The organism is Parasporobacterium paucivorans DSM 15970, from assembly GCF_900141895.1.
GTDB lineage: Bacteria > Bacillota > Clostridia > Lachnospirales > Lachnospiraceae > Parasporobacterium > Parasporobacterium paucivorans.
Window position 1 is genome coordinate 64045 of sequence record NZ_FQYT01000007.1, and the last position, 21757, is coordinate 85801.

Annotated in this window: 17 protein-coding genes and 1 pseudogene; 17 read left to right on the top strand and 1 reads right to left on the bottom strand. The window is 47.7% G+C overall.

Translation table 11 applies throughout. The features are described 5' to 3' along the window. Nucleotides 1-132: 132 nt before the first annotated feature. From BUA79_RS04355 to BUA79_RS04385, 6 genes are all read left to right on the top strand, one after another. On the top strand, nucleotides 133-2805 hold the full coding sequence (locus tag BUA79_RS04355; RefSeq protein WP_073993141.1) for a molybdopterin-containing oxidoreductase family protein: 2673 nt from the start codon (nucleotides 133-135) through the stop codon (nucleotides 2803-2805). Further along, nucleotides 2805-3419 (top strand): 4Fe-4S dicluster domain-containing protein, encoded by a 615-nt coding sequence (locus BUA79_RS04360; protein WP_073993142.1) that lies wholly within the window; start codon nucleotides 2805-2807, stop codon nucleotides 3417-3419. The genes BUA79_RS04355 and BUA79_RS04360 overlap by 1 nt, the downstream gene beginning before the upstream one ends. Then, on the top strand, nucleotides 3420-5141 hold the full coding sequence (gene asrA / locus BUA79_RS12200; protein WP_094757307.1) for an anaerobic sulfite reductase subunit AsrA: 1722 nt from the start codon (nucleotides 3420-3422) through the stop codon (nucleotides 5139-5141). Next, nucleotides 5141-5929, top strand: a complete 789-nt coding sequence (asrB, locus tag BUA79_RS04375; RefSeq protein WP_073993143.1) for an anaerobic sulfite reductase subunit AsrB — start codon at nucleotides 5141-5143, stop codon at nucleotides 5927-5929. Before asrA ends, asrB begins: the two co-directional genes overlap by 1 nt. A gap of 127 nt (nucleotides 5930-6056) precedes the next feature. Next, nucleotides 6057-8075, top strand: a complete 2019-nt coding sequence (locus BUA79_RS04380) for an oxidoreductase (RefSeq protein ID WP_073993144.1) — start codon at nucleotides 6057-6059, stop codon at nucleotides 8073-8075. Nucleotides 8076-8212: 137 nt separating this feature from the next. After that, complete coding sequence (locus BUA79_RS04385) at nucleotides 8213-9688, top strand: hypothetical protein (protein ID WP_073993145.1); 1476 nt, start codon at nucleotides 8213-8215, stop codon at nucleotides 9686-9688. Between the two features lie 49 nt (nucleotides 9689-9737). Here BUA79_RS04385 and BUA79_RS04390 read toward each other — a convergent pair whose 3' ends face one another. Continuing rightward, nucleotides 9738-10727, bottom strand: coding sequence for a uroporphyrinogen decarboxylase family protein (locus BUA79_RS04390; RefSeq protein WP_073993146.1), 990 nt, complete (start codon nucleotides 10725-10727; stop codon nucleotides 9738-9740). Between the two features lie 65 nt (nucleotides 10728-10792). On the opposite strand from BUA79_RS04390, the gene BUA79_RS12350 reads away from it, so the two are divergent. The 11 genes and pseudogenes from BUA79_RS12350 to BUA79_RS04445 all read left to right on the top strand — a co-directional run bounded on the left by BUA79_RS12350 (nucleotide 10793) and on the right by BUA79_RS04445 (nucleotide 21574). Further along, a complete protein-coding gene (locus BUA79_RS12350; RefSeq protein ID WP_207647311.1) occupies nucleotides 10793-11473 on the top strand; it encodes a hypothetical protein in 681 nt (226 codons plus the stop codon). After that, a complete protein-coding gene (locus BUA79_RS04400; RefSeq protein WP_408633822.1) occupies nucleotides 11392-12804 on the top strand; it encodes a diguanylate cyclase in 1413 nt (470 codons plus the stop codon). Before BUA79_RS12350 ends, BUA79_RS04400 begins: the two co-directional genes overlap by 82 nt. Before the next feature lie 237 nt (nucleotides 12805-13041). Next, the gene (locus BUA79_RS04405; RefSeq protein WP_207647312.1) at nucleotides 13042-13830 is read left to right on the top strand and encodes a CpsB/CapC family capsule biosynthesis tyrosine phosphatase; all 789 of its coding nucleotides are present in this window, start codon (nucleotides 13042-13044) and stop codon (nucleotides 13828-13830) included. 27 nt (nucleotides 13831-13857) lie between these two features. Beyond that, nucleotides 13858-14616, top strand: a complete 759-nt coding sequence (locus BUA79_RS04410) for a YveK family protein (RefSeq protein ID WP_073993150.1) — start codon at nucleotides 13858-13860, stop codon at nucleotides 14614-14616. A gap of 24 nt (nucleotides 14617-14640) precedes the next feature. Beyond that, entirely contained in the window at nucleotides 14641-15342 is a 702-nt protein-coding gene (locus BUA79_RS04415; protein ID WP_073993185.1) for a polysaccharide biosynthesis tyrosine autokinase, read from the top strand. A gap of 2 nt (nucleotides 15343-15344) precedes the next feature. Beyond that, nucleotides 15345-15986, top strand: coding sequence for an immunoglobulin-like domain-containing protein (locus tag BUA79_RS04420; RefSeq protein WP_073993151.1), 642 nt, complete (start codon nucleotides 15345-15347; stop codon nucleotides 15984-15986). A 13-nt stretch (nucleotides 15987-15999) separates the two neighbouring features. Continuing rightward, on the top strand, nucleotides 16000-17409 hold the full coding sequence (locus tag BUA79_RS04425; RefSeq protein WP_073993152.1) for a sugar transferase: 1410 nt from the start codon (nucleotides 16000-16002) through the stop codon (nucleotides 17407-17409). 354 nt (nucleotides 17410-17763) lie between these two features. Next, nucleotides 17764-18116 (top strand): annotated as a pseudogene (locus tag BUA79_RS12875) (sugar transferase); the annotation flags it as partial. Nucleotides 18117-18241: 125 nt separating this feature from the next. Then, entirely contained in the window at nucleotides 18242-19474 is a 1233-nt protein-coding gene (cps2T, locus tag BUA79_RS04435) for a beta 1-4 rhamnosyltransferase Cps2T (protein WP_073993153.1), read from the top strand. 250 nt (nucleotides 19475-19724) lie between these two features. Next, on the top strand, nucleotides 19725-20909 hold the full coding sequence (locus BUA79_RS04440; RefSeq protein ID WP_073993154.1) for a glycosyltransferase family 4 protein: 1185 nt from the start codon (nucleotides 19725-19727) through the stop codon (nucleotides 20907-20909). Nucleotides 20910-20926: 17 nt separating this feature from the next. Beyond that, nucleotides 20927-21574, top strand: coding sequence for an acyltransferase (locus BUA79_RS04445; RefSeq protein WP_073993155.1), 648 nt, complete (start codon nucleotides 20927-20929; stop codon nucleotides 21572-21574). Nucleotides 21575-21757 lie beyond the last annotated feature (183 nt).

The following is a 21757-nucleotide window of genomic DNA, read 5'->3' on the forward strand; positions in this document are numbered from 1 at the left end:
ATTATTAAAATATTCTGATGTAGAAAAATGAACTTGATTTTCACTTTAAAATGGAATACAATTGGTATACCAGATAAATGTCAACGAAATACCACATAAATATAAAAGGAATTTTGTTTTGGAGGGTGAAAAATGCAAGGAAAAAATATGTCAAATAAAGATTACCTGAGTGCCATCAGTATCATGAGGACTTCGCCGGCGGTTGGCGATATCCATGATCTGGTTAAGAGCACGAAGCCAAAGATGGAAAGAGATACGGCCGAGAAAAAAATAAAGACCTGCTGCAGGGCGTGCATCGCCAACTGCGGCGTAATCGCGACCGTCAAAAACGGACGTGTCATCAAGCTGGAGGGAAATCCCGAGGATCCCATGAGCAAGGGCAGAATGTGCGGCAAAGGATTGTCGGGCATTCAGGCGCTATATCATCCGAACCGTACCAAGTATCCGATGCTGCGGGCCGGCAAAAGAGGGGAGAACAAGTGGAGGCGCATAACCTGGGATGATGCCCTGGAAATGATTGCCCGGAGACTGATGGATGCCCGGGAGGAATTCGGAGCAGAAAGCGTCGTGTGCTCCACCGGCGGAGGAGGAAACCCCGAGATCTGGAGCATTGCCAGATTCTGCAATGTATTCGGAACGCCCAACTGGTTCGAGCCCGGATGCGCCCAATGCTATCTTCCCCGAGTGCTGGCGTACACCATGATGTACGGAGGATCTGACTCCAGCATCGCCGACTCTAACTGTCTGGAACTTTATTTTCCTGAAGACACCCCTATCAAGACGCTGGTGCTCTGGGGCACCGATCCGTCCTACTCCTGCCCTGCAAGCGGCGGCGGAGCAGTTGTCGACCTGCGTGCAAAAGGCGTCAAGACTGTCGTCATAGACCCCCGGTTTACTCCGGATGCCGCAAAGGCCGATGTCTGGCTGCCCATCCGACCTGGAACGGATGTGGCACTGATGCTGTGCTGGATCCGGTATATTATCGAGAACAAGCTGTATGATGAGGACTTTGTCCTGAAATGGACGAATCTCCCCTATCTGGTTGACGTGAAGACGAATATGCTCCTTCGTGCCCGGGAGAGCCAGAATCCGGAAGAGCCGGATACATTCACCGTCTGGGACAGGAAGACAAATTCCGCCCAGCCTCTGGAATATCCGTGGAACGACGATCTGGAACCGGAGCTGGAAGGCACCTTTACCATAGACGGAAGAGAATACAAAACAGGATTTCAGCTGCTCAAAGAGCGCGCGGAGCCGTTCACGATCGAAACTGCCGCCAAAAACTGCTGGCTGGATGCGGACAAGATTGAAGAAGCCATACTTCTGTTTGCCCAGAACACCCCAAGCGGCCTGGCCCTGGGCGTGGCCACGGACCATAACCCCAACTCAATGCAGGCAGCCATGGCCGCCGCGACCATCGATCTGCTTCTTGGAAACGTGGAAAAGCCGGGAACCCTTCTGCAGCGCTTCAATACCAGCGGCGTGTTCGATATGCCTAATTATATCGTTCCAATCGCATCCAGAATGCTTCCCCGGGAGCAGCTCAAAAAGCGCCTGGGAGGCACGGAATACAAGGGACTTCACCTCTGGTACGCCGCCCATCCGGCAAGCATCCTGGACGCCATGCTGACAGGGGAGCCTTATCAGCCAAAGATCTGGATCGACCGGTCCGGGAACAAGCTGGGAGCGCTTGCCAACACGTCCGAGTGGGTCAAAGCCATGGGGAAAATGGATTTCATAGTCCATATGTATATGTATGCGACTTCCTTTTCCGCATATGCTGATCTCCTTCTTCCAGCCGAAGAGTGGCTGGAGACCAACATGATCGTGGAGACCTGCAATACCCTGGTTGCCAGGCAGCAGGTTACCCATCTCTGGGAAACCATGGATGAAACCCTGTTCTGGTCCAAGCTGGCAAAACGCTGCGCGGATCTGGGCCACGAAAACTGCAAGAAGGCCATGGATCCCGAATTCATGGGAAAAGACCTCGCTTACTGGGACACCATGGAAGAACTGATGGATCATTTCACGGGAAGACTGGGCATGACCTGGAAAGAATTTGCCCGGAAGGCACCCTTTGAATATATGACAAAAGACGAATGGCGGGAGTATTATATCTACCGCAAGATGGATCCCAAGACGAACAAGCCGACGGGATTCGATACACCGTCGAAAAAACTGGAGATTTATCTTGAAAGCCTGATACCTCTTGGCCGGACCGGACAGCCTTTCAGCGAGTATCCGCTGCCGCCTGCCTCCAAGGATTACGATCCTCTGCCTTACTACATGGAGCCGTTTGAAAGCCCGCTGGAGGGAAGCGAGCTGGCCGAGGAGTTTCCACTGGTCATGACGAACGGAAGGCTTCCTTTCTTCCATCATAATACGCTGCGAAACGTGCCATGGCTGCGGGAGCTGTATCCTGCGCCTGAAATCTGGCTCCATACACAGGCCGCCGAAAAATACGGAATCGCCGATAAGGACTGGGTATGGATTGAATCCAAGCGCGGAAAAATTCGGGCGCTTGCATATGTTACGGAAGGAATCAATCCAGGCGTCGTATACATGGAACGTTTCTGGAACCCTGAAACACTGAATACCGAGACCCACGGCTGGAAGGAAATGAACGTGAATGTGCTTTCCAAATCAGACGCTCCCTACAATGATGTGGTCGGAACGTATACCCTGCGCGGTTTCCTTGTCAAGGTGAGCAAAGCGGATTCCCCGCCGGAAGGAGTATGGCTGAAGCCGGAAGATTTCAAGGCTTGGCTTCCGAAACCGGTGGATTACACGGAGGAGATAAGATAATGGCAAAAAATATATTTGTTGTGGATGTGGACCGTTGCATTCGGTGCAAGGGATGCCAGGTCGCATGCAAACTGGAAAATGAAATTGCCCTCGGTTCATACAGGAATTCTGTAAATGTCGTAGGGCCGACCGGAACCTATCCGGATCTGGAACTGTATTTCCTGCCGACCATGTGCCAGGAGTGCGAGAACCCGCCCTGCGCAGAGGTTTGCCCGACCGGTGCCTGCTACAAAAACGCAGAGGATGGAGTGATCCTCATCGATCCGGATAAATGCATCTCCTGCATGGCGTGCAAAAAAGCCTGCCCCTATGATGTGAATACCTATAACAAGGAGCTTCATGTCATGGACAAATGCACCATGTGCGTCCAGCTTCGGGCCATCGGGGAAAAACCGGCCTGCGTGAAAAACTGTCCGGGAAGCGCCCTGATATTCGGGGACATCGAGGATCCCGACAGCGACGTGTCCAGGGCGCTGAAGGCGGAGAAAAGCGAAAATATTCATACCCTGCGTGATTTCGGGAACGGACCATCCACCCGGTATATCCTGAGAAAAGCCAAATGGCTGGATGTGCTTCCGAACGAATGCTCACCGCAGAAAGGGAGGAACATATAAATGGATGTAAAATCAGAAGTTCTGACAATGATGACAGGCAGGGAGAATCTGTATAACCTGCTCTGCCGCATATACAAAAAAGAAGTCGATCAGAAACTCCTCGACAACATGAAAGATATGGTCTTTCCGACAGACGGCATGAATCCCGAGCTGACGGAAGGGTACCGTCTGCTGCAGGAATACTTTGAAACCACCGGCGAGAATGCAGAGGAGGATCTGGCAGTGGATTTCGCCAAGGTGTTCCTGTCGGCAGGGGCCTCCCAGGGTATGGCAGCTTTTCCTTACGAATCCGTGTACACCAGCAGAAAAAGGATCATTCTGCAGGAAGCCTGGGAACAGGTCTCAAATATCTACGCCACTAAAGGCCTTGCCCTGGAAGATGTGCCGCCCGATTTCATGGAAGACCATATCGCCTGTGAGCTGGAATACATGGCCTACCTGTGCAGGGAAGCCAAGCAAACCCGGAATCTGCTGAAGAATCTGCAGGATCAGCAGGAATTCCTCGAGCAGCATCTGCTGAAGTGGGGACCTTCCTTCTGCGAAGACGTCTACAACTATTCCGATACGGTCTTCTATAAGGCGGTGGCAAAGATCACCAGCGGCTTTTTGAAGCTGGACCAGGAAATACTGGACAGTCTGCGGGAATCCGCTGAAAATATTCTGGAAAGCAGAAGAAGCTGCTTTGTCAGCAATGACAGAATGGATGCGGTTTTTGAGCAGCTGAAGGAAAAATATGTCATCTACGCTCCCAAGAGATTCAAGGGAGGCGGCATGAAGCATGCGAATCTGATCCGTTATGCAAAGATAGAATCTATACGCGAAATCGAAATGGACGAACAATCCGATTTTTCCCCAAAAGAGGCCTATTATCCGGTTTCCCAGACCATGCTCTATTTCACGGAAGAAGAAGTGTTGGAAAGCGCCGTCAAAGATGAAAGGGATATCCTGGTGTTTGCCCGTCCCTGCGACATAAACGGAATGAACCGTCTGGACACCATATTTCTGAATAACGGGGGAAAGGAAGACCTCTACTACAAAAGGCTCCGCAAGAAGGTGAAGATCGCCATGCTGGAATGCCTTACCGGATGGGAGGATTGCTTCTGCGTCTCCATGGGAACCAACAAAACCAATAATTACAGCCTGGCGGTCCGGTTCGAAGAAGATGGACTGCTGGTGGAAATCAAAGATAAAGACCTTGCAAGCTACTTTCTGGAGGAAGAGGACAGAGAGTTCACTCCCGAATTCATTGCGGAAAACGAGAAAAAAGTAAGGATACCGGAAATCACCAACCGGGAAACTCTCCGCAAGGCAAGCGAGCTGAAGTTCTGGGAACAGTTCGATGAACGATGCATAGGCTGCGGCGGATGCAATACAGTATGCGGTACCTGCAGCTGCTTCGATACGGTGGACATCATCTATAAAGAAGGCAGCCAGGAAGGGGAACGCAAGAGAGTCTGGTCCTCCTGCATGCTGGAGAACTTTACGGAGACGGCGGGCGGAAGCCGGGCCCGAAAAACCAACGGAGCAAACATGCGGTTCAAGGTTCTGCACAAATTCTACGACTACCATGCCCGGTTCGGAGGAGAAGAGCAGATGTGTGTCGGCTGCGGCCGGTGCGACATGCGCTGTCCACAGGACATTTCCTTCTACGACACGGTAAATGGATTATGCGATGAACTGGATAAAATGAAAGAAGACACGGCGAAGGAGGTGCGTGAATAATGGAAAATATAATGATGCCGGAACCTCACAGGATTTTGAAGATAATCAAGGAGACGAAGGCGGAATTCACCTTCCGGGTACAGTGTGACGCCGAGACCAGGCACGGGCAGTTTTTCCAGCTCTCGATACCAAAGGTTGGCGAAGCCCCTATTTCGGTAAGCGGAAAAGGGGAGGATTTCGTGGAATTCACCATCCGTAAGGTCGGAAAGCTTACGGACGGGATCTTCGGGCTGAGACCGGGAGATATGCTGTTTATGAGGGGACCCTATGGAAATGCGTTCCCTGTGGAGAGATTCGAGAATAAGGATCTGGTGGTAATCACCGGCGGAACTGGCATGGCTCCGGTAAAGACGCTCCTGAATCATTTCTATGACCATCCTGAAATCTGCAAATCCGTGTACCACATCGCCGGGTTTAAGGATATCGACTGCGTCCTGTTCAATGAGGAAAGAGAAAAGTTCAAAGGCCGTTTCCAGACAATCTGCACCCTGGACAACTCCGAAGCGGACGGGTATGAACGAGGAATGGTCACGGAGCACATCAGGAAGATACCCTTTGAATCCTTCGAAGATTATAACGTCGTTATTGTAGGCCCGCCGGTCATGATGCACTTTGCCGCAAAGGAATGCATGGCCAATGGCGTGGACGAAGCAAAGATATGGGTATCCTTTGAAAGAAAGATGTCCTGTGCAGTGGGCAAATGCGGACACTGCAAGATCAACGAGACATACGTATGTCTGGAGGGCCCGGTATTCAATTACACTAAGGCAAAAGAACTGTTTGATTAATATAAATCAGACAAAAGTTCAATAAGATGCGCCTCTGAGATTGGATATTTTGAATAGATAGACGAAGCAATCCATCCTTTTATTGTATATAATGCTAGTAGTATTCAATAAAAGGAGTGTGATTTATATGTCGACAAAATTTCCAAATGTATTCAGCCCTGTCCAGGTCAGGGGATATACCTACAAAAACAGGCTCATTGCCGCACCCACGCTGTTTGCCCATGCCGTGTACTTCATCCCGGAGATAGCGGAAAATGTTTACAGGATGGTCGAAAACCGGGCGAAAGGCGGATTTGCCGCTGTGTCGACCGGAGAAATCGGCGTGAATTCCGAAGAAGCCAGATGCCTTTTCATGGACAGGCCGGTAGATTTTGGCAGGTATGAAGGTTCTGATTTTGATAAAATGAAAGAATACGCGGACCGGATCAAGAAGCATGGCGCCATCGCCTATCTGGAGTTCTGCCATGAGGGCGTGGATGCGGTCGCCCAGCCTCCCTATTCACCGGTGGGACCGGATGCTTTCGTCCGGTACGACGGGGTCAAGGTAAAGGCCATCGATAAGCCGATGATGCAGAAAATCACCGACGATTTCGTACGGATTGCCCTCTTTGCCAAGGCATGCGGGTTCAACGGCATTCTCATCCATGGCGGACACGGATTCCTTTTCCAGCAGTTCATGTCCCCGTTGCAGAACCACAGGACGGACGAGTTCGGAGGAAGCATCGAAAATCGGGCCCGTTTCCCTATGATGATTCTGGACGCAGTCCGGGAAGCGATTGGCGAGGAGATGATCATGGAACTGCGTTTCAGCGCAGAAGACGGCCTCGAAGGCGGCATGACCATAGACGATACGGTGGAATTCTGCAAGCTGATTGACGGAAAGGTGGACATCATCCAGGTTTCAAACGGCTCCAAATATGCCGGAAACAGGACCAATACCTTTTCAGATATATTCGACGTGCACGGAGTCAATGTCGGCCACGCCGAGAAAATCAAGAAAGCGGTCAAAAAGTCCCTGGTTGCCGTCATCGGCGGCATCAACGCGCCGGAGCAGGCAGAGGAAATCATTGCCAGCGGCAAGGCGGATTTTGTGGAAGTAGGCCGGCAGGGATTTGCAGATCCAGCCTTCCCGAACAAAGCGCTGAAGGGCGAAGAAGACACCATCCGGCGCTGCGTACGCTGCTTCCAATGCTATCCCGGTTTCTGCGAGCATCCGACGGACAAGCCCCTGACAGAAAAGGGGTATACGCCGGAACAGGTTGCCAAGCTATATAACCCGGCCTCTATGGGAAGCTGCTCCATCAACCCCAACAGCGGATTCGGATATTACGAGGACCGCATGCCGGCACCGCAGGGAAGCCGGAACGTACTTATTGTCGGAGGCGGACCGGGCGGCATGCAGGCGGCAATCACAGCAGTCCAGAGAGGGCACAGGGTGACTCTGGTTGAGAAAACCGGACGTCTGGGCGGCATCATCAATTTCACGGACACAGATGAAGACAAGGTGGATCTGCGCAACTTCAAGAACCTTCTGATCCGCGAGACGCAAAAATCAGGCGCCCAGATTCGGATGAACAGGTCAGCAACGGCAGAACTGATCCAGGAGCTGCAGCCGGACGTAATCATCGCTGCAGTGGGATCCAGACCGCTCGTTCCGCCGATACCGGGAATTGAAAAGGCCATCAATGCCCTGGATATCTACTCCCGGCAGGATGAGATTGGCAAAAAGGTCGTTATGGCCGGCGGCGGCATGGTGGGCTGCGAGGTAGGGCTTTTCCTGGCAGACAAAGGCTGTGACGTCACGGTAATTGAGATGCAGGATGCCATGGCGAACGAGACCTTCGGCTATTACAGGAATGCCCTGATGGATGAGCTGGACAAGCGCAGCGTGCACCAGATGCTGAAGACCAAATGTCTTGGGTTTACGGACTCGGGAGTGAAAGTGCTCCGGGACGGCAGAGAAGAATTCGTGGAAGCCGATACAATGGTATTCTCCATGGGAATGACCCCGAATGCCCAGACGGTGGAGCAGATCAGGAAAGCGGCAGGAGAAATTCCTGTAAAGGCCATCGGAGACTGCGGGGCTGTCGGAAAAGTCGGAGACGCAGTCCGCGGCGGCTATATGGCTGCCATGGAAATAATTTGATATAATTTTTCGGATAGGAGAGGAAGCCTTTATGGCCTCCTCTCTGTTTGTATTTAGTGGATTGCGATGATATAATCGAAGAAATACTAGATGATATAATCGAAGAAATACTATGTGGTAATCAAAGGAGGAAAAGAATGATTATAGACTATGATTTCAAAAATCCTGCCTTTCAATTTGAGAAAGCAGACAAATCCGAACTCTGCATCGAGCTTGCCCGACTCCAGAGAGAGGTCAAGAATCTGGATATTCCAGTACTGATCATGGTGGACGGATGGGAATCCTCCGGAAAAGGGCATGTGATCAAGGAACTTACCCGGGAGCTGGACCCCAGGACCTTTGAGGTAAACGTTTTCCGGGATCCCTCAAAGGAGGAGGCCTCCAGGCCCTTCCTGTGGCGCTTTCTGGACAAGATTCCGCCGCGGGGGAATATGGTCGTCTTTGAAAGAAGCTTTTATTACAGCGATATGAATAACCTGAAAGCGGTTTCCAAAGACCTGAGAAAGGACATGATTGAAATCGGGAGGATCGAGGAAGACCTCTATAACGATGAAATGATCGTCCTGAAATTCTTCCTGCACATAAAAGAAAAGACCCAGCGGAAAAGGATCGAGGAGCTCCTGTCAGACAAGAACCGTTCCTTCCTGGTTACGGACAGGGATAAAATACAGAATAAAAATTACGAGGCTTATCTGGGGCATTTTGACAGGATTCTCCGGCTCTCCGATTTTTCCTTCAGTCCCTGGCATGTGGTCTCCGCGCAAGATAAGGACGCCGCTTCCCGGGAGGTGATGGGTACCGCTATAGGCGCCATCAAGGAAGGCATAGAGCGCATTGTCAGGCATAGAGCAGACCAATCCGCATATGAACGCAGATATGAGCCGGAGCAGAAGCCTCTGGACAAGATCAGCCTGAATCAGGCGGTGCAGGAAGAAGAGTATGAGAAAAGGCTGGAAAAGCTGCAGAAAGAAGCCTCTGAATTATTGTATGAACTGTACACCAAAAAGATTCCCTGCGTTGTGGTCTTTGAGGGCATGGACGCGGCAGGCAAAGGCGGCGCGGTGAAAAGGCTTACCCGCATGATGGATCCCAGAAGCTACAAGGTTATTCCAATTTCCGCCCCCAATGAAATGGAGAGGCAGTACCATTATCTGTGGCGCTTCAATAAACGGCTGCCCCGGTTGGGAAATCTGGCCATATTCGACCGCAGCTGGTATGGCAGGGTTCTGGTGGAGAGGATTGAAGGATATACGAGCGTCAGGAGATGGGATGCGGCCTATGAGGAAATCAACGGCTTTGAAAAGCAGATGCATCATGCCGGAGCCATCGTCCAGAAATTCTTCCTGTACATCGATAAGGAGGAACAGCTCAAACGATTCACGGAACGGCAGATAGCAGCCGACAAGATGTACAAGATTACAGAGGAGGACTGGAGGAACAGGGAGAAATGGGACAGCTACCTGGAGGCCATGAATGAAATGCTTGTCCGCACAGATACAGATCATGCGCCCTGGATCATCCTTTCGGGACAGGACAAGAAATATGCCCGGATCAGGGTTCTGGAGGAATTCATACGCAACACGCGGGAACAAATCGACCGGCGGGAACGCTAAAAAAAGCAGCTGCAGACGCGTATGCGTCGGCAGCTGCTCTCAGGTCAGCCTAGAGGGTCGGGAAGATTTCCCTGTTCACCCGGTCGATTTCTTCATCGGTGGTTTCGTACACACCCGGGAATGAGCTGATGTTCAGGCCCTGGCTTGCACTTGGAATGAAGTACAGTTTTCCGTTTCTTCTGCAGGCTTCTTCTACATTCTTGGCAATGATTTCGCGGGTCCATCCCGGGAAGTCGATTACGCCGCTGTCGATGTCGCCCATGAAGGAGATCTGTCCTCCGTATTTTTTGATCAGCTCCGGCGTATTGTTTGTGGTCATTACGCCCTGCCAGATATCCACGCCCATTTCAATCATGGCAGGCACCAGATTAGCCGCGTAGCTGTCGCAGTGATGAACAATCAGATCTACGCCGTTGTCCCTGTAGAACTGGTAAATCTTCTTGTAGGAAGGCAGAAAGAACTCATTGAACATCTCCGGGGAGATGAAGGAAGCCCGCTGGCTGCCCCAGTCATCGTGGTGGAAGAGGGCATCCGGGTGGATGTGCGAGGTCACTTCCTTGGCATAGGCCAGCTCATATTCCGTGATATAATCGATAAGCTCATGCATGGCCTCCGGATCTTCATAATAGGCAGCCAGAGCATTTTCCATACCCATCAGGTAGTGTGTCTGCTCGAACAGGCCCGGCGCGAAGAATGCGGTGACATATTCTTCCTTGCGGTCCACGGAGTTTGCGTGCAGGATGGCTGCCTCCCATTCTTCTTCGGAATATTTTGGGGAAGGGGCTTTTACGAATTCCTTCCACCTGCTGATATCCGGCAATACTATATGTTCCTTATCATGCACCGGGAAGGAACCGATCTGGCCTTCCGTCCACCGGATGGTGATGCCCCACCCGGTCTTTTTCTCTGTGCCGGGTGCCGTTATGGCGATATCCATAGGCGCTTCCATGATAAAGTTGAGAAATTCATACTGTTTGACAAAGCGATCGGGACTTCCTCCCCTGATTGTTTCCAATAAATTCTGTCTCTTCGTTAACATTGATTGTACCTCCTCATAGTATTGTGGAAAATCAAATATTATGTTTTAATTATAGACATATCGACATGGAAAGTCAAACAGTCAAATTTACTAATTGCAGGACAAAATACGGGAGAAATGGAAACTTCACGATGAGAAGATTCAAGGAATATTTTATACTGGCTGTTGGAGTCATAGCAGTTATTGCCACCTATCTTTTCGGATGTACCTACAGCATCCGGGAATTCGAGAACGAAAGCAGAACACAGCAGGCCGCAATCGGCAGGGTCCTCATGATGAGCCGCAATTTCATTGAAACGTTGACCATATTCGGCAATGACTTCCTGGAACGCGGCATCGTCGATGGGGATGCCCCTATATACGATTACCTCGTCTTCGATGAAAAAACCGGCTCCTACACCATGGATGCTTTGCGGGGGACCAGGTTTAAGGACAGCATGGGGAACCTGACCGGGTTGAAAAGCATTCCCACCGCCGGAAATGAGAAGGCAGAGCTGGACATGGTCCTGCATTACAATAAATTCTTCTACGAATATTATGACAGGCTGCCCAACCTCGCCTGGATCTATTACACCGCAAGAGCGGATACGTCAGCATCTATCCGTGGGTATCCTCAGAGGAATTCAAGTATTCGGACCGCCTCCTGTCCACAGATTTCTACAGGTTGGTCACGCCGGCGAACAACCCTTCCCGCAGGATGGTATGGACGCCCGTATATATGGATGAGGCGGGAAAAGGAAGGATGATCACCCTGTCGAGCCCTCTTTATTGCAGAAGCGAGTTCATGGGGGCTGTATCCCTTGATTTTACGACTGGAGAACTGGGGAAAATGCTGGGCAGCGTCTATGACGGGTATGTTTTAGACAGCGCCTATACCGTCATCGCCTCCAATGGGTCCGGTGGAGATGAGGACGGGATTTCGAGTCTTGCACAGCAGATGGGAATCCGGAAGAACACCATGGATAAGATAGAGGCAATCGAAAGCGGCACCGTCGTCAAGGCGGGAAGCTGGTTTGTGTATAAGGCAGACTTCGAAGAGACGCCTTTGATGCTTCTGTATTCGGTCCCCGCACGCCAGGTCTATGCCTGGGGATTTCTGTTTACCATCCCCATTCTGGTTGTCTTCCTTCTGCTGGTCATTGCATTCAGGGAAATCAGAAACCGCCGGGAAGCCGAGGAGACGATCCGCAGGCTCTCCACGATCGATCCGCTGACAGGTCTGCGCAACAGGCTCTTTCTGGAGGCGACCATGGAGAAGGAAATCGAGCGCACGAATGATTCAGATTCCGTCATCATGATGGATCTGGACCACTTCAAGAAGATCAACGACATCTTCGGGCATCCTGTCGGAGACGATGTGCTCAAGAAAACGGCGAAAATCATCATGGACAATCTCCGGGATGCGGATATTCCTGCCAGGCTGGGGGGTGAGGAGTTTCTGATATTCCTGCCCGGGATGGGTCTCGAAGATGCCGTGGATACGGCGGAAAATATCCGAAAGGCCCTGGATGAGTCGCCCCATCCGGTTGCAGGGAGATACTCGGCCAGCTTCGGCGTCGCCCAGAGGAAGCCGAACGAGTCCGTCCTGAGCCTGTATGACCGGGTGGATGAAGCTCTCTACATGGCCAAAAGAAGGGGCCGCAACCGCGTGGAAGCCTTCGGAACGGAGGACCGGATATCGGTGGCCTTTGCCCATGTGAAGTGGAACCGGGAGTGGGAGAGCGGACATGAGAAAATCGATGAGCAGCACCGCCATCTGGTGAAGCTGGGCAACGACCTCATCACCCTTTCCTTCTCGAATGCGGACCAGACGGAGGTCAGCAGCAAGCTGGATGAAATGATTGAGCACATCGTCCTGCACTTCGAGTACGAGGAAGAAATTCAGAAAGAAGCCGGTTTTGCCGGCTGTCTGGAACATAAGGAGATTCACGAGGACCTGACTTCAAAGGCTGAAGACATAAGGGAGTCCTACAAAAAAGGCATGCTCAAATCCTCCGAGATCTTCTCCTTTCTGCTGGATGAGGTGGTCGTCGGTCATATGGCTGAGGAGGATGTGAAGTTTTATGCGTATCTATAGGTTCATGCGGAAAGAGGCAGTCTGTACGGACTGTATCGTTTAAGACAATTTCTCAACCGCCCTGCTGGTATACCGCAAATGCAATACAAATCATACAAAAAGCCTTATTTACGTTGACTTTCATACATCAATACGGTATCATCGTAGTAGTGAAAAAATGGGAGCCGACTGATATGACAGAGCATAAGATAGATAAAAACAGATGAAAAGACAGCACATTCAGGCATGTTTTCGAACATGATGAAAGGCTGTCCTTTTTTTGGTTTTTTGGGGATCGGAATCAGGGGAGAGACGACAATGGACGGGTTTATAGATATTCACAGCCACATACTGCCGGAACTGGATGACGGCGCACGAAACCTGGACGAATCCAGGGAGATGCTTCATACGGCCTATAAAGAGGGAATACGGGTTATCATTGCAACACCGCATTTTCACGAAAGCCGTTTTAGAAGCAACAGGAGGGCACGCATCGAGGAAAGTGTATTCATGTTGAGAGAAGCCATACGGGAAACTATGCCTGATATGGAGATATACTCAGGATGTGAAATCCGCTACAGCCATGAAACAATCCGTCTGTTGGATGAAATGGAACTGGCCACGTTGGCTGGGACTCGTTATGTTCTGACAGAGTTTTCCGAATCCGAAACAAGCGCAGATATCTTCGCCGGTCTGCAAGAACTTCTGTTTGCAGGGTATATTCCTATTTTGGCCCACGTGGAAAGATATGGATCACTTTTTGAAAAAAGCACCTCGGTGAGAGGCCTGATTGAAATGGGTGTTTACATCCAGGTAGATGCCGCCAGCATAACTGGTGAAATGGGAAGAACTGAAAAGCGAATTGTTAAGAAGTTGCTGAAAAATGGTGAAATACACATTATTGCCACAGATGCCCACAGAAGTGAGGCAAGAAAACCACACTTGAGGGAATGTGCACGTATATTGGAAAAGAAATATGGGGATGACACAGTACGTCAGCTGCTGATCGAAAATCCTGGAAAAATACTGAAGAATGAATACATTTAAAAATAGAAACCACGGGAGAAACCAAACATGGAACCAGCGATTAAAAAAGACGACGAAATTGAGATTGACTTGCGAGAACTGTTCGGCCTTTTGTACAGAAAAATTTGGATTATAATTATTGCAGGAGTTGCCTGTGTGCTGATTGCTTTTCTTATAAGCAATTTTGCTCTGACACCAACCTATGAATCCACCACCAAAATCTATATTTTGAATAAGCAGGAGTCTGGAACAGCGATTACATATAATGACCTTCAGACCGGAAGCCAGCTGACTCAGGATTATATGGAGCTGATTGTGAGCCGTCCTGTCATGGAACAGGTCATTGCGGAATTGGATCTGGACATGAGTGTGGAGGAACTTGCCGCTATCATCAGCGTTACAAATCCCACGAACACTAGAATCATGAATATAACCGTAGAATACACCGATCCTTATAAAACAAAGGAAATAGCGGATTATGTCAGGAATGCGGCGTCGGGGCAGATTATGAAGGTCATGAGCATCGACCAGGTAAACCTGGTGGAAGAAGCTTTTGTTCCCACGGCTTCGGCCTCACCAAATACGAGGAGGAATATGGCAATTGGAGGGATTGCGGGAATCCTTCTTGCCTGTGCAGTTATATTCCTGAGGTATTTTCTGGATGACACCATCAAGAGCAGTGATGACATTGAGAAATATCTGGGACTTTCTGTTTTGGGTATCATCCCGATCCAGACAAATATGGAAGAGAATGAAAAGAAAAAGAAAACCAGGAAGAAAAAATCAAAAATAAATAGCAGGAAATAATGCGGCAGCATGGAAAGAGGACATATGGAAACCATCACTATGAATAAACTTGTCAAGCTGGACTATTTTGCCAATGAAGCTTTCAAGAAACTGAGGACCAATATCCAGTTCTCCGGCGCAGACGTCAAGGTCATTGGTATCACCAGCTGTATTGCAAATGAAGGGAAAAGCAGTCTGGCATTCAATTTGGCCTTATCTATGGCTGTTGCAGGAAAGAGAACGGTTTATGTGGATGCGGATCTAAGGAAGTCAGTTACTATCGGCCGCTTTCGGATTAATAAGGCAGTTTCTGGTCTGACCCATTACCTTTCGGGAATCACCAAAGAAGAACCCGTCTACCAGACGAATATAAATAACCTTTACATGGTATTCTCAGGACCTGTCCCGCCCGATCCTTCAGAACTTCTGGCAACGACCCGCTTTAAGGAGCTTTTGCAAAATCTTCGCAGGGATTATGATTATGTCATTGTGGACAACTCACCATTGGGATTGGTCATTGATGCAGCAGTTGTTGCCAATGTCTGCGACGGTATGATTCTTGTGGTGTCTTCAGGTGAAATCAGCTACAAATTCGCCCAGTCCGTCAAGGCGCAGCTGGAAAAGACAGGTTGCCGCATACTGGGAGCAGTAATCAATAAGGCAGATATGTCAAAAAATGGAAACTATGGCCGGTATTATGGGAAATATTACGGACACAACGAACATGCCTCTGGCGGAAAGCATTAGCCATGAAAAGCAGAATAATCGCCGTTTCCATATTTGCAGTTACGCTAGTGATCTTATATCTGGGAGTCAGCCGGATGGATGACAAGGAAGCCCCTACCATAAAATTTGGAAACCAAGTTACATCCTGGCACGAGGAACAGGGGGCGGACATATTGCTGGCAGACGTCCGTGCCCATGACGAGAGGGACGGGGACGTTTCAGAGAGCCTGATTATTGAATCTATGACTCCGTTATCCGATGGGAAGAGAATTAGCATAATCTATGCTGCAAGGGATTCAAAAAACAACATATCGAAAAAAGACAGAGTAATAGCTTATAATACGGAAGCTGAGGAAGAGAGCGTGGTGGAGGAAACGGCTACAGCCAAAACAGTCATTGCCGAAACAACCATAGCAGAGACAGTAGGGGAGGTGCCAGTTATTACATTAAACACAAACCAGGTAAGCATAAATGCGGGTGAAGGATTTAATGCCATTGATTATGTTGAAAGCGCTGTGGACGATGTGGACGATGCTTGGAGAAATATCCAAATTGCGGGACAATATAACGTGAACATACCTGGTGAGTATACGTTGACATATTATATTGTGGATTCGGAGGGGAACCGGTCCAATGAAGAAAAAGTTATCTTAACTGTAAACTAGGGGGAAGTCAAAAATGTATAAAAGGATTGGGAGCAGTTGGGTAAAACATCTGGATTTTATAATACTGGACTTAGTATGCCTGCAAATATCTTTTCAGTTGGCTTATCTGCTGCGCTATGGGGTCATACAGCCCTATGGGAATCCTTTTTATATGAGAATGGCTTTCCTTTTGATTTTCTTTCACTTTATTATCACTTTCTTTTCCGAAATGTATTCTGGTATCTTAAAGCGAGGCTGTCTGAGCGAATTTAAGAAGGTCATCCATTATAATGCTATTCTGCTGGGCTGTATATTCGGATATATATTCATCATGCAGATTTCCAGCGCCTATTCAAGAATCGTTTTCATCCTTTTCGGTGTTATTGACTGTTTTATGATGTACGGCGTCCGACTCTACCTAAAACGTATTCTCCGCGCCAAAACAAAGGATAAGAAGAATCAGCAGCAGCTTCTGCTCCTCTCGAACAAGGCCCAGGCAGAAGACTGCATCGAAAAGCTGCAGGCCAACAAATATAGCACACTAAATCTAAAGGGACTCATTGTTTTCGACGAGGACATGGCTGGACAGCACATATCCGGCGTGCCTGTATTGGCGAATTTGGATACTATGATGGAGTTTATCCGTACACATGTGGTCGATGAGGTGCTGCTTAACCTCGAAAGTCCGAAAGTAGCTGGTGAAATCACTCGCAGGTGCCTGCAGATGGGCATCGCCGTACATCTGCACATAGGCCATATCGCAGCAGAGCTTCCCAATGCGGAAGTACAAAAAATCAACGACCTGACGGTCATAACTACCAGCATCAATACAGTCACCTCCAGGCAGCTTGCATTGAAGAGAATCATCAGCCTCTTGGGAGGGGCGGCGGGCCTTCTGGGAATGGGGATAGCCTTCGTCATCTTCGCGCCCCCCATATATATGCAGTCTCCGGGTCCCATCTTCTTTTCCCAGACCAGGGTGGGAAGAAACGGTCGGCCCTTTAGGATGTATAAGTTCCGCTCCATGTACATGGATGCCGAGGAACGCAAGAAGGACCTGATGGAGCATAACAAGATGCAGGGCCATATGTTCAAAATGGACAATGACCCAAGGATCACTCCCATCGGCCGATTCCTGCGTGCCACCAGTCTCGACGAGCTGCCACAGAGCATCAACATCCTACTGGGCGATATGGAACTGGTGGGAACCAGACCCCCTACAATGGACGAATACAAGAAATACGAACTCCACCATAAAAGCCGCCTGGCAGCCAGGCCGGGTCTGACAGGTATGTGGCAGGTCAGCGGCCGGAGTGACATCACGGACTTTGAAGAGGTGGTGCGGCTGGACAATGAATATATCGAGAACTGGACTCTGAGCCTAGACATAAAGATTCTGTGGAAGACGGTTTTGGTGGTTTTAAGGAGGCGGGGGTCGGGGTAAGACAATCCCCGATTCATGGAGAAGTGAATAAAATCATATATCGAAATTCCGCAAAACTTTGGTAACGAGAAGTTATTCAGGACTAAATCTTCTATAAGAAAAGAACGGTAGAAAGCTGTTGTTTTTGATAATAGGGGTGGGAGTGCAGCGTGTATCAGGGGTTGTGCAAAGTTGATAGGAGTCCGGTAGGGGCTAGGGTGGAGATGAATATGAACAGTACGAGCTGCATCATTGGAAGAGGCTGGCGACGAGGCCGGGGCTGACGGGGATGTGGCTCGTAGGCGTTAGGAGTTTTATTACGCTATTGCAATTTTATTGATGATTCGCATGGCAGTCCAATCTTCTTCAGATTCTTTCAAAATAAAGAATGATCCAAAAATCACAAGAGTACGAAATTTTATCCATAAGATAAGCGTCGATGAACAGTACCAATTTTGAAATGTCTCGAAGGGAGATATGAGCCTTGTAGGAACCAGGCCTCCCACGGTGGATGAGTTCGAGCATTATAAGCTGCATCATAGGAAGAGGCTGGCGACGAGGCCGGGGCTGACGGGGATGTGGCAGGTCAGTGGAAGAAGTGATATTACGGACTTTGAAGAGGTCGTGAGGCTGGATACGGAGTAATTGTGGGGTGGAATATTGGGGTGGATATTAGGATATTGGTGCAGACGGTTTGGGTAGTGCTTGGGAGAAAAGGGTCGAGGTAAGGGACTTAGGAGTATAAATATATAAAGATTAAATTTGGATATCAGAAATTCGACTCGCAGTAAGAAGAGGCAGAATAGCTGTAGAGAAAATGTTCTTTTAATAATGAGTTGTGGAGAAAAGAATTATGCAGAGGATTGAAGATGTACAGCACGTTTTTTTAGTCGGTGCAAAAAGCCTTGGTGCCTATGGGGGCTATGAGACTTTCATAAACAAGCTGACTGAGTATCACCAAAATAACGAAAAAATCAAATATCATGTGGCGTGTAAGGCAAACGGCGATGGATGCATGGATGAGTCAAAACTCGAAGACATTAAGAGGGTGAGTGATTCAGAATTTGTTTATCGTAATGCAAGATGTTTTAAGATTCATATTCCTGATATAGGACCGGCTAAGGCTATTTACTATGATGTTGTGGCTCTTAGTCAATGTTGCAAATACATAAAGAGATATGATATTAAGAATCCAATTGTATATATACTTGCATGCCGTATTGGACCGTTTGCTGCACACTTCCAAAAGAGAATACATAAGCTAAGTGGCAGGGTATACGTTAATCCGGATGGACATGAATGGATGCGAGCAAAATGGAGTGCGTCTGTTCGCAAATATTGGAAAATTTCCGAGCAGTTGATGATTAGGCATTGTGATTTAGCTGTTTGTGATAGCAAAAATATTGAAAAGTATATTAGGACGAGTTATAAAAGATACAATCCAAAAACAGTATATATTGCTTATGGTGCTGAAACTGAGAAAAGTGATTTGAATGATGATTCAGAAATATTATTGAATTGGTATAAAGAAAAAGGGTTATCGAAAAAGGATTATTATCTTGTAGTAGGGAGATTCGTACCGGAGAATAATTACGAGACTATGATTCATGAGTTCATGAAGTCTAAGTCCACACATGACTTCGCTATCATCACCAATGCCAATGACAGGTTCCTTGACAAATTGGAAGTGAAGCTGCAATACAAGACGGATAAGAGGATTGTTTTCGTTGGTACAGTCTACGATCAGGAACTGCTTAAAAAGATTCGTGAGAATGCTTATGGATATTTCCACGGCCATGAGGTCGGTGGTACAAATCCTAGTCTTTTGGAGGCACTAGGGTCTACAGACCTGAATCTGTTGTTAGATGTAGGGTTTAATCGTGAAGTGGCTGAGGAAAATGCTCTTTATTGGACAAAGGAAGACGGCAATTTGGCTGCGCTGATTGATAAGTGTGATAAAAGGAGCGCTGATGAGATTGTGGAGCTTGGAGCGCAGGCGAAGAAGCGTATTGCTAACGCTTATAGCTGGCAGTTCATTGTAGATGAGTATGAAAAGGTTTTCCTAGGACTGAAGAAGGGGCACTAAGTAAAGTAAATTGGAGCAGGGGCAAACACTTAAGTGAGAGCACTGTTTTCGTTTGTTTTGGGGTGCAGTGTGTATCTGTTTCGAGTCATGACATGAGAATAGGTGAGTGTGTTTACTGTGATTGTACCAGTTGAGGGTAACGATACGATGAAATGAGAGCCAGAAGGAATGAATTGCTTTGTATCTGAAAAGGGACAAGGCCATGGTTAGGGAGTTTGTGGCTCCTATTATTGTGGAAAGAGGATAGACGATGAAAATACTTGCGATACATAATTATCATAGAAAAGGTTCTGCAAGTGGTGACGATCAAGTCTTTAAAAGTGAGACGGCACTGCTTGAAGAACATGGAAATATGGTGGTTAGATATTCTGTAACCAATGATGAATTTGATAATTCCGGTGTTGTCGGAAAAATCATAAAAACCCTCGGAATGCTCTGGTCTTTCAAAAATTATAGAGCTGTTCAAAATATAATAAAGAAAGAAAAACCAGATGTAGTTCACATTCATACATTTTTTCCGCTGTTATCGCCCTCAATCCTGTACGCATCTAAACGAGCGGGGCGTAAAGTTGTGGTCACTCTCCATGATACCCGCTTTGTATGTCCTTGTTCTACTTCTCTGAGAGGAACAGAACTTTGCAATGAGTGTGGAGATGGACACTATTTTCGTATGTGCAAATATGGATGTTTTAAGGGAAGCAGGCTACAAAGTTTTCTGGTAGCAGGTATTTTTAAATATCATAGAATTAGAAAGAGTTTTTATAAGCAAATTGATAAATACATTTGTCTTAACGAAAACCAGATCAGCCTTTTAAAAAATATTGGGTTTTATGAAAAAAAGATTGTCAAGAAGTACAATTTTGTTCCCGATGTGGAGGCTAATCTGAAAGCTATTAAGGTTGAAGGATTGCCTGAACACTATGTGGTATTCTATGGACGTATTGGTGAGGAAAAAGGCATATGCATTCTTATGAGAATTTGGGATCAAATCGCCGACATTCCATTAGTTGTAATGGGTGGTGGACCACTCGAAGCTGAGTTTAAGGAATGGGCTGATAAAAAGAATAATGTTTTTTTCTTGGGGTATACGCAGCATGATAAGTGTTTGAGTATCGTAAAAGGAGGAGAATTTGTAATCTTCCCAAGTATCTGGTATGAAGGTTGCTCCATGGTTGAAATCGAAACAGAGAGCCTTGGCAAAGCTTTGATTGCAACTGATTTAGGTTTTTCTGTTGAAGCTATTGAGAACGGAGTCAATGGATACAAGGTAAAACTTGGTGATGTTGATGGGTTTGTCAAGAAAGTGAAAGAACTTTGGAATACGCCGGAAGAATGCAAGACCCTTGGAAACAATGCAAGGGCGGATTACGAAGCAAAATATCTTCCGGAAGACAACTACCAGCAGCTTATTAGTATTTATAAGAATTTGAAATAGAAATAGGAGATATGAGCATGGGATTTGACTCCAACGTTAGTAATATAGACAAAGTGAATATCCTTATCAGAACAGGCATAAAAGCTGGAAGAGGTTTGTGGAAGCGTCTGTTCTTAAAGAAAGCATCGGGACTACTTCTGGTAGGAAGACATGTTCAGGTTTCTCATGGGAAGCACATTTCTTGTGGGAAGAATGTTAAATTTGAAGACTATGCCGAAATTCATGGTTTGTGCTTGGATGGTATAATACTTGGCGATTATGTGACTATCAGCCGAGGAGTAATGATTCGTCCGTCAAGTTATTATGGCGGAGATTTCGGACAAGGATTAGTGATGGGTGAACATAGTTCTATTGGTCCGTATGGATATGTTGGGTGTTCCGGAAAGATTACGATAGGTAAGAATGTAATGTTCGGACCAAAGTGTAGTTTGTTTGCGGAGAATCATAATTTTTCTGATACGGAGATTAGCATTAAGAGTCAAGGTGTCAATCAGAAGGGCATTAATATTGAAGATGAATGTTGGATTGGAAGTAATGTCACAATACTCGACGGAGTGACTATTGGAAGGGGTTCTGTGATTGGCGCGGGTACGTTAGTGACAAAAAATGTTCCAGCGGGGAGCATTGTAATGGACAAAAGGAACAAATTGGAGAGAAGCAGATAATATGAGAATAATACCAGAAAAAATATTCATTCGTTTGAAACTGATGACTCTTCGTGAAGTAAACAAAAGAGTTGCATTATTAAAACAGAAAAATATGTTTTGTGGAATGGTAGAGCATTATTATTGGCATCCAACTAATATACCAAGTGAACCTATTTAGTAAGAATGTATAATAATGTATGT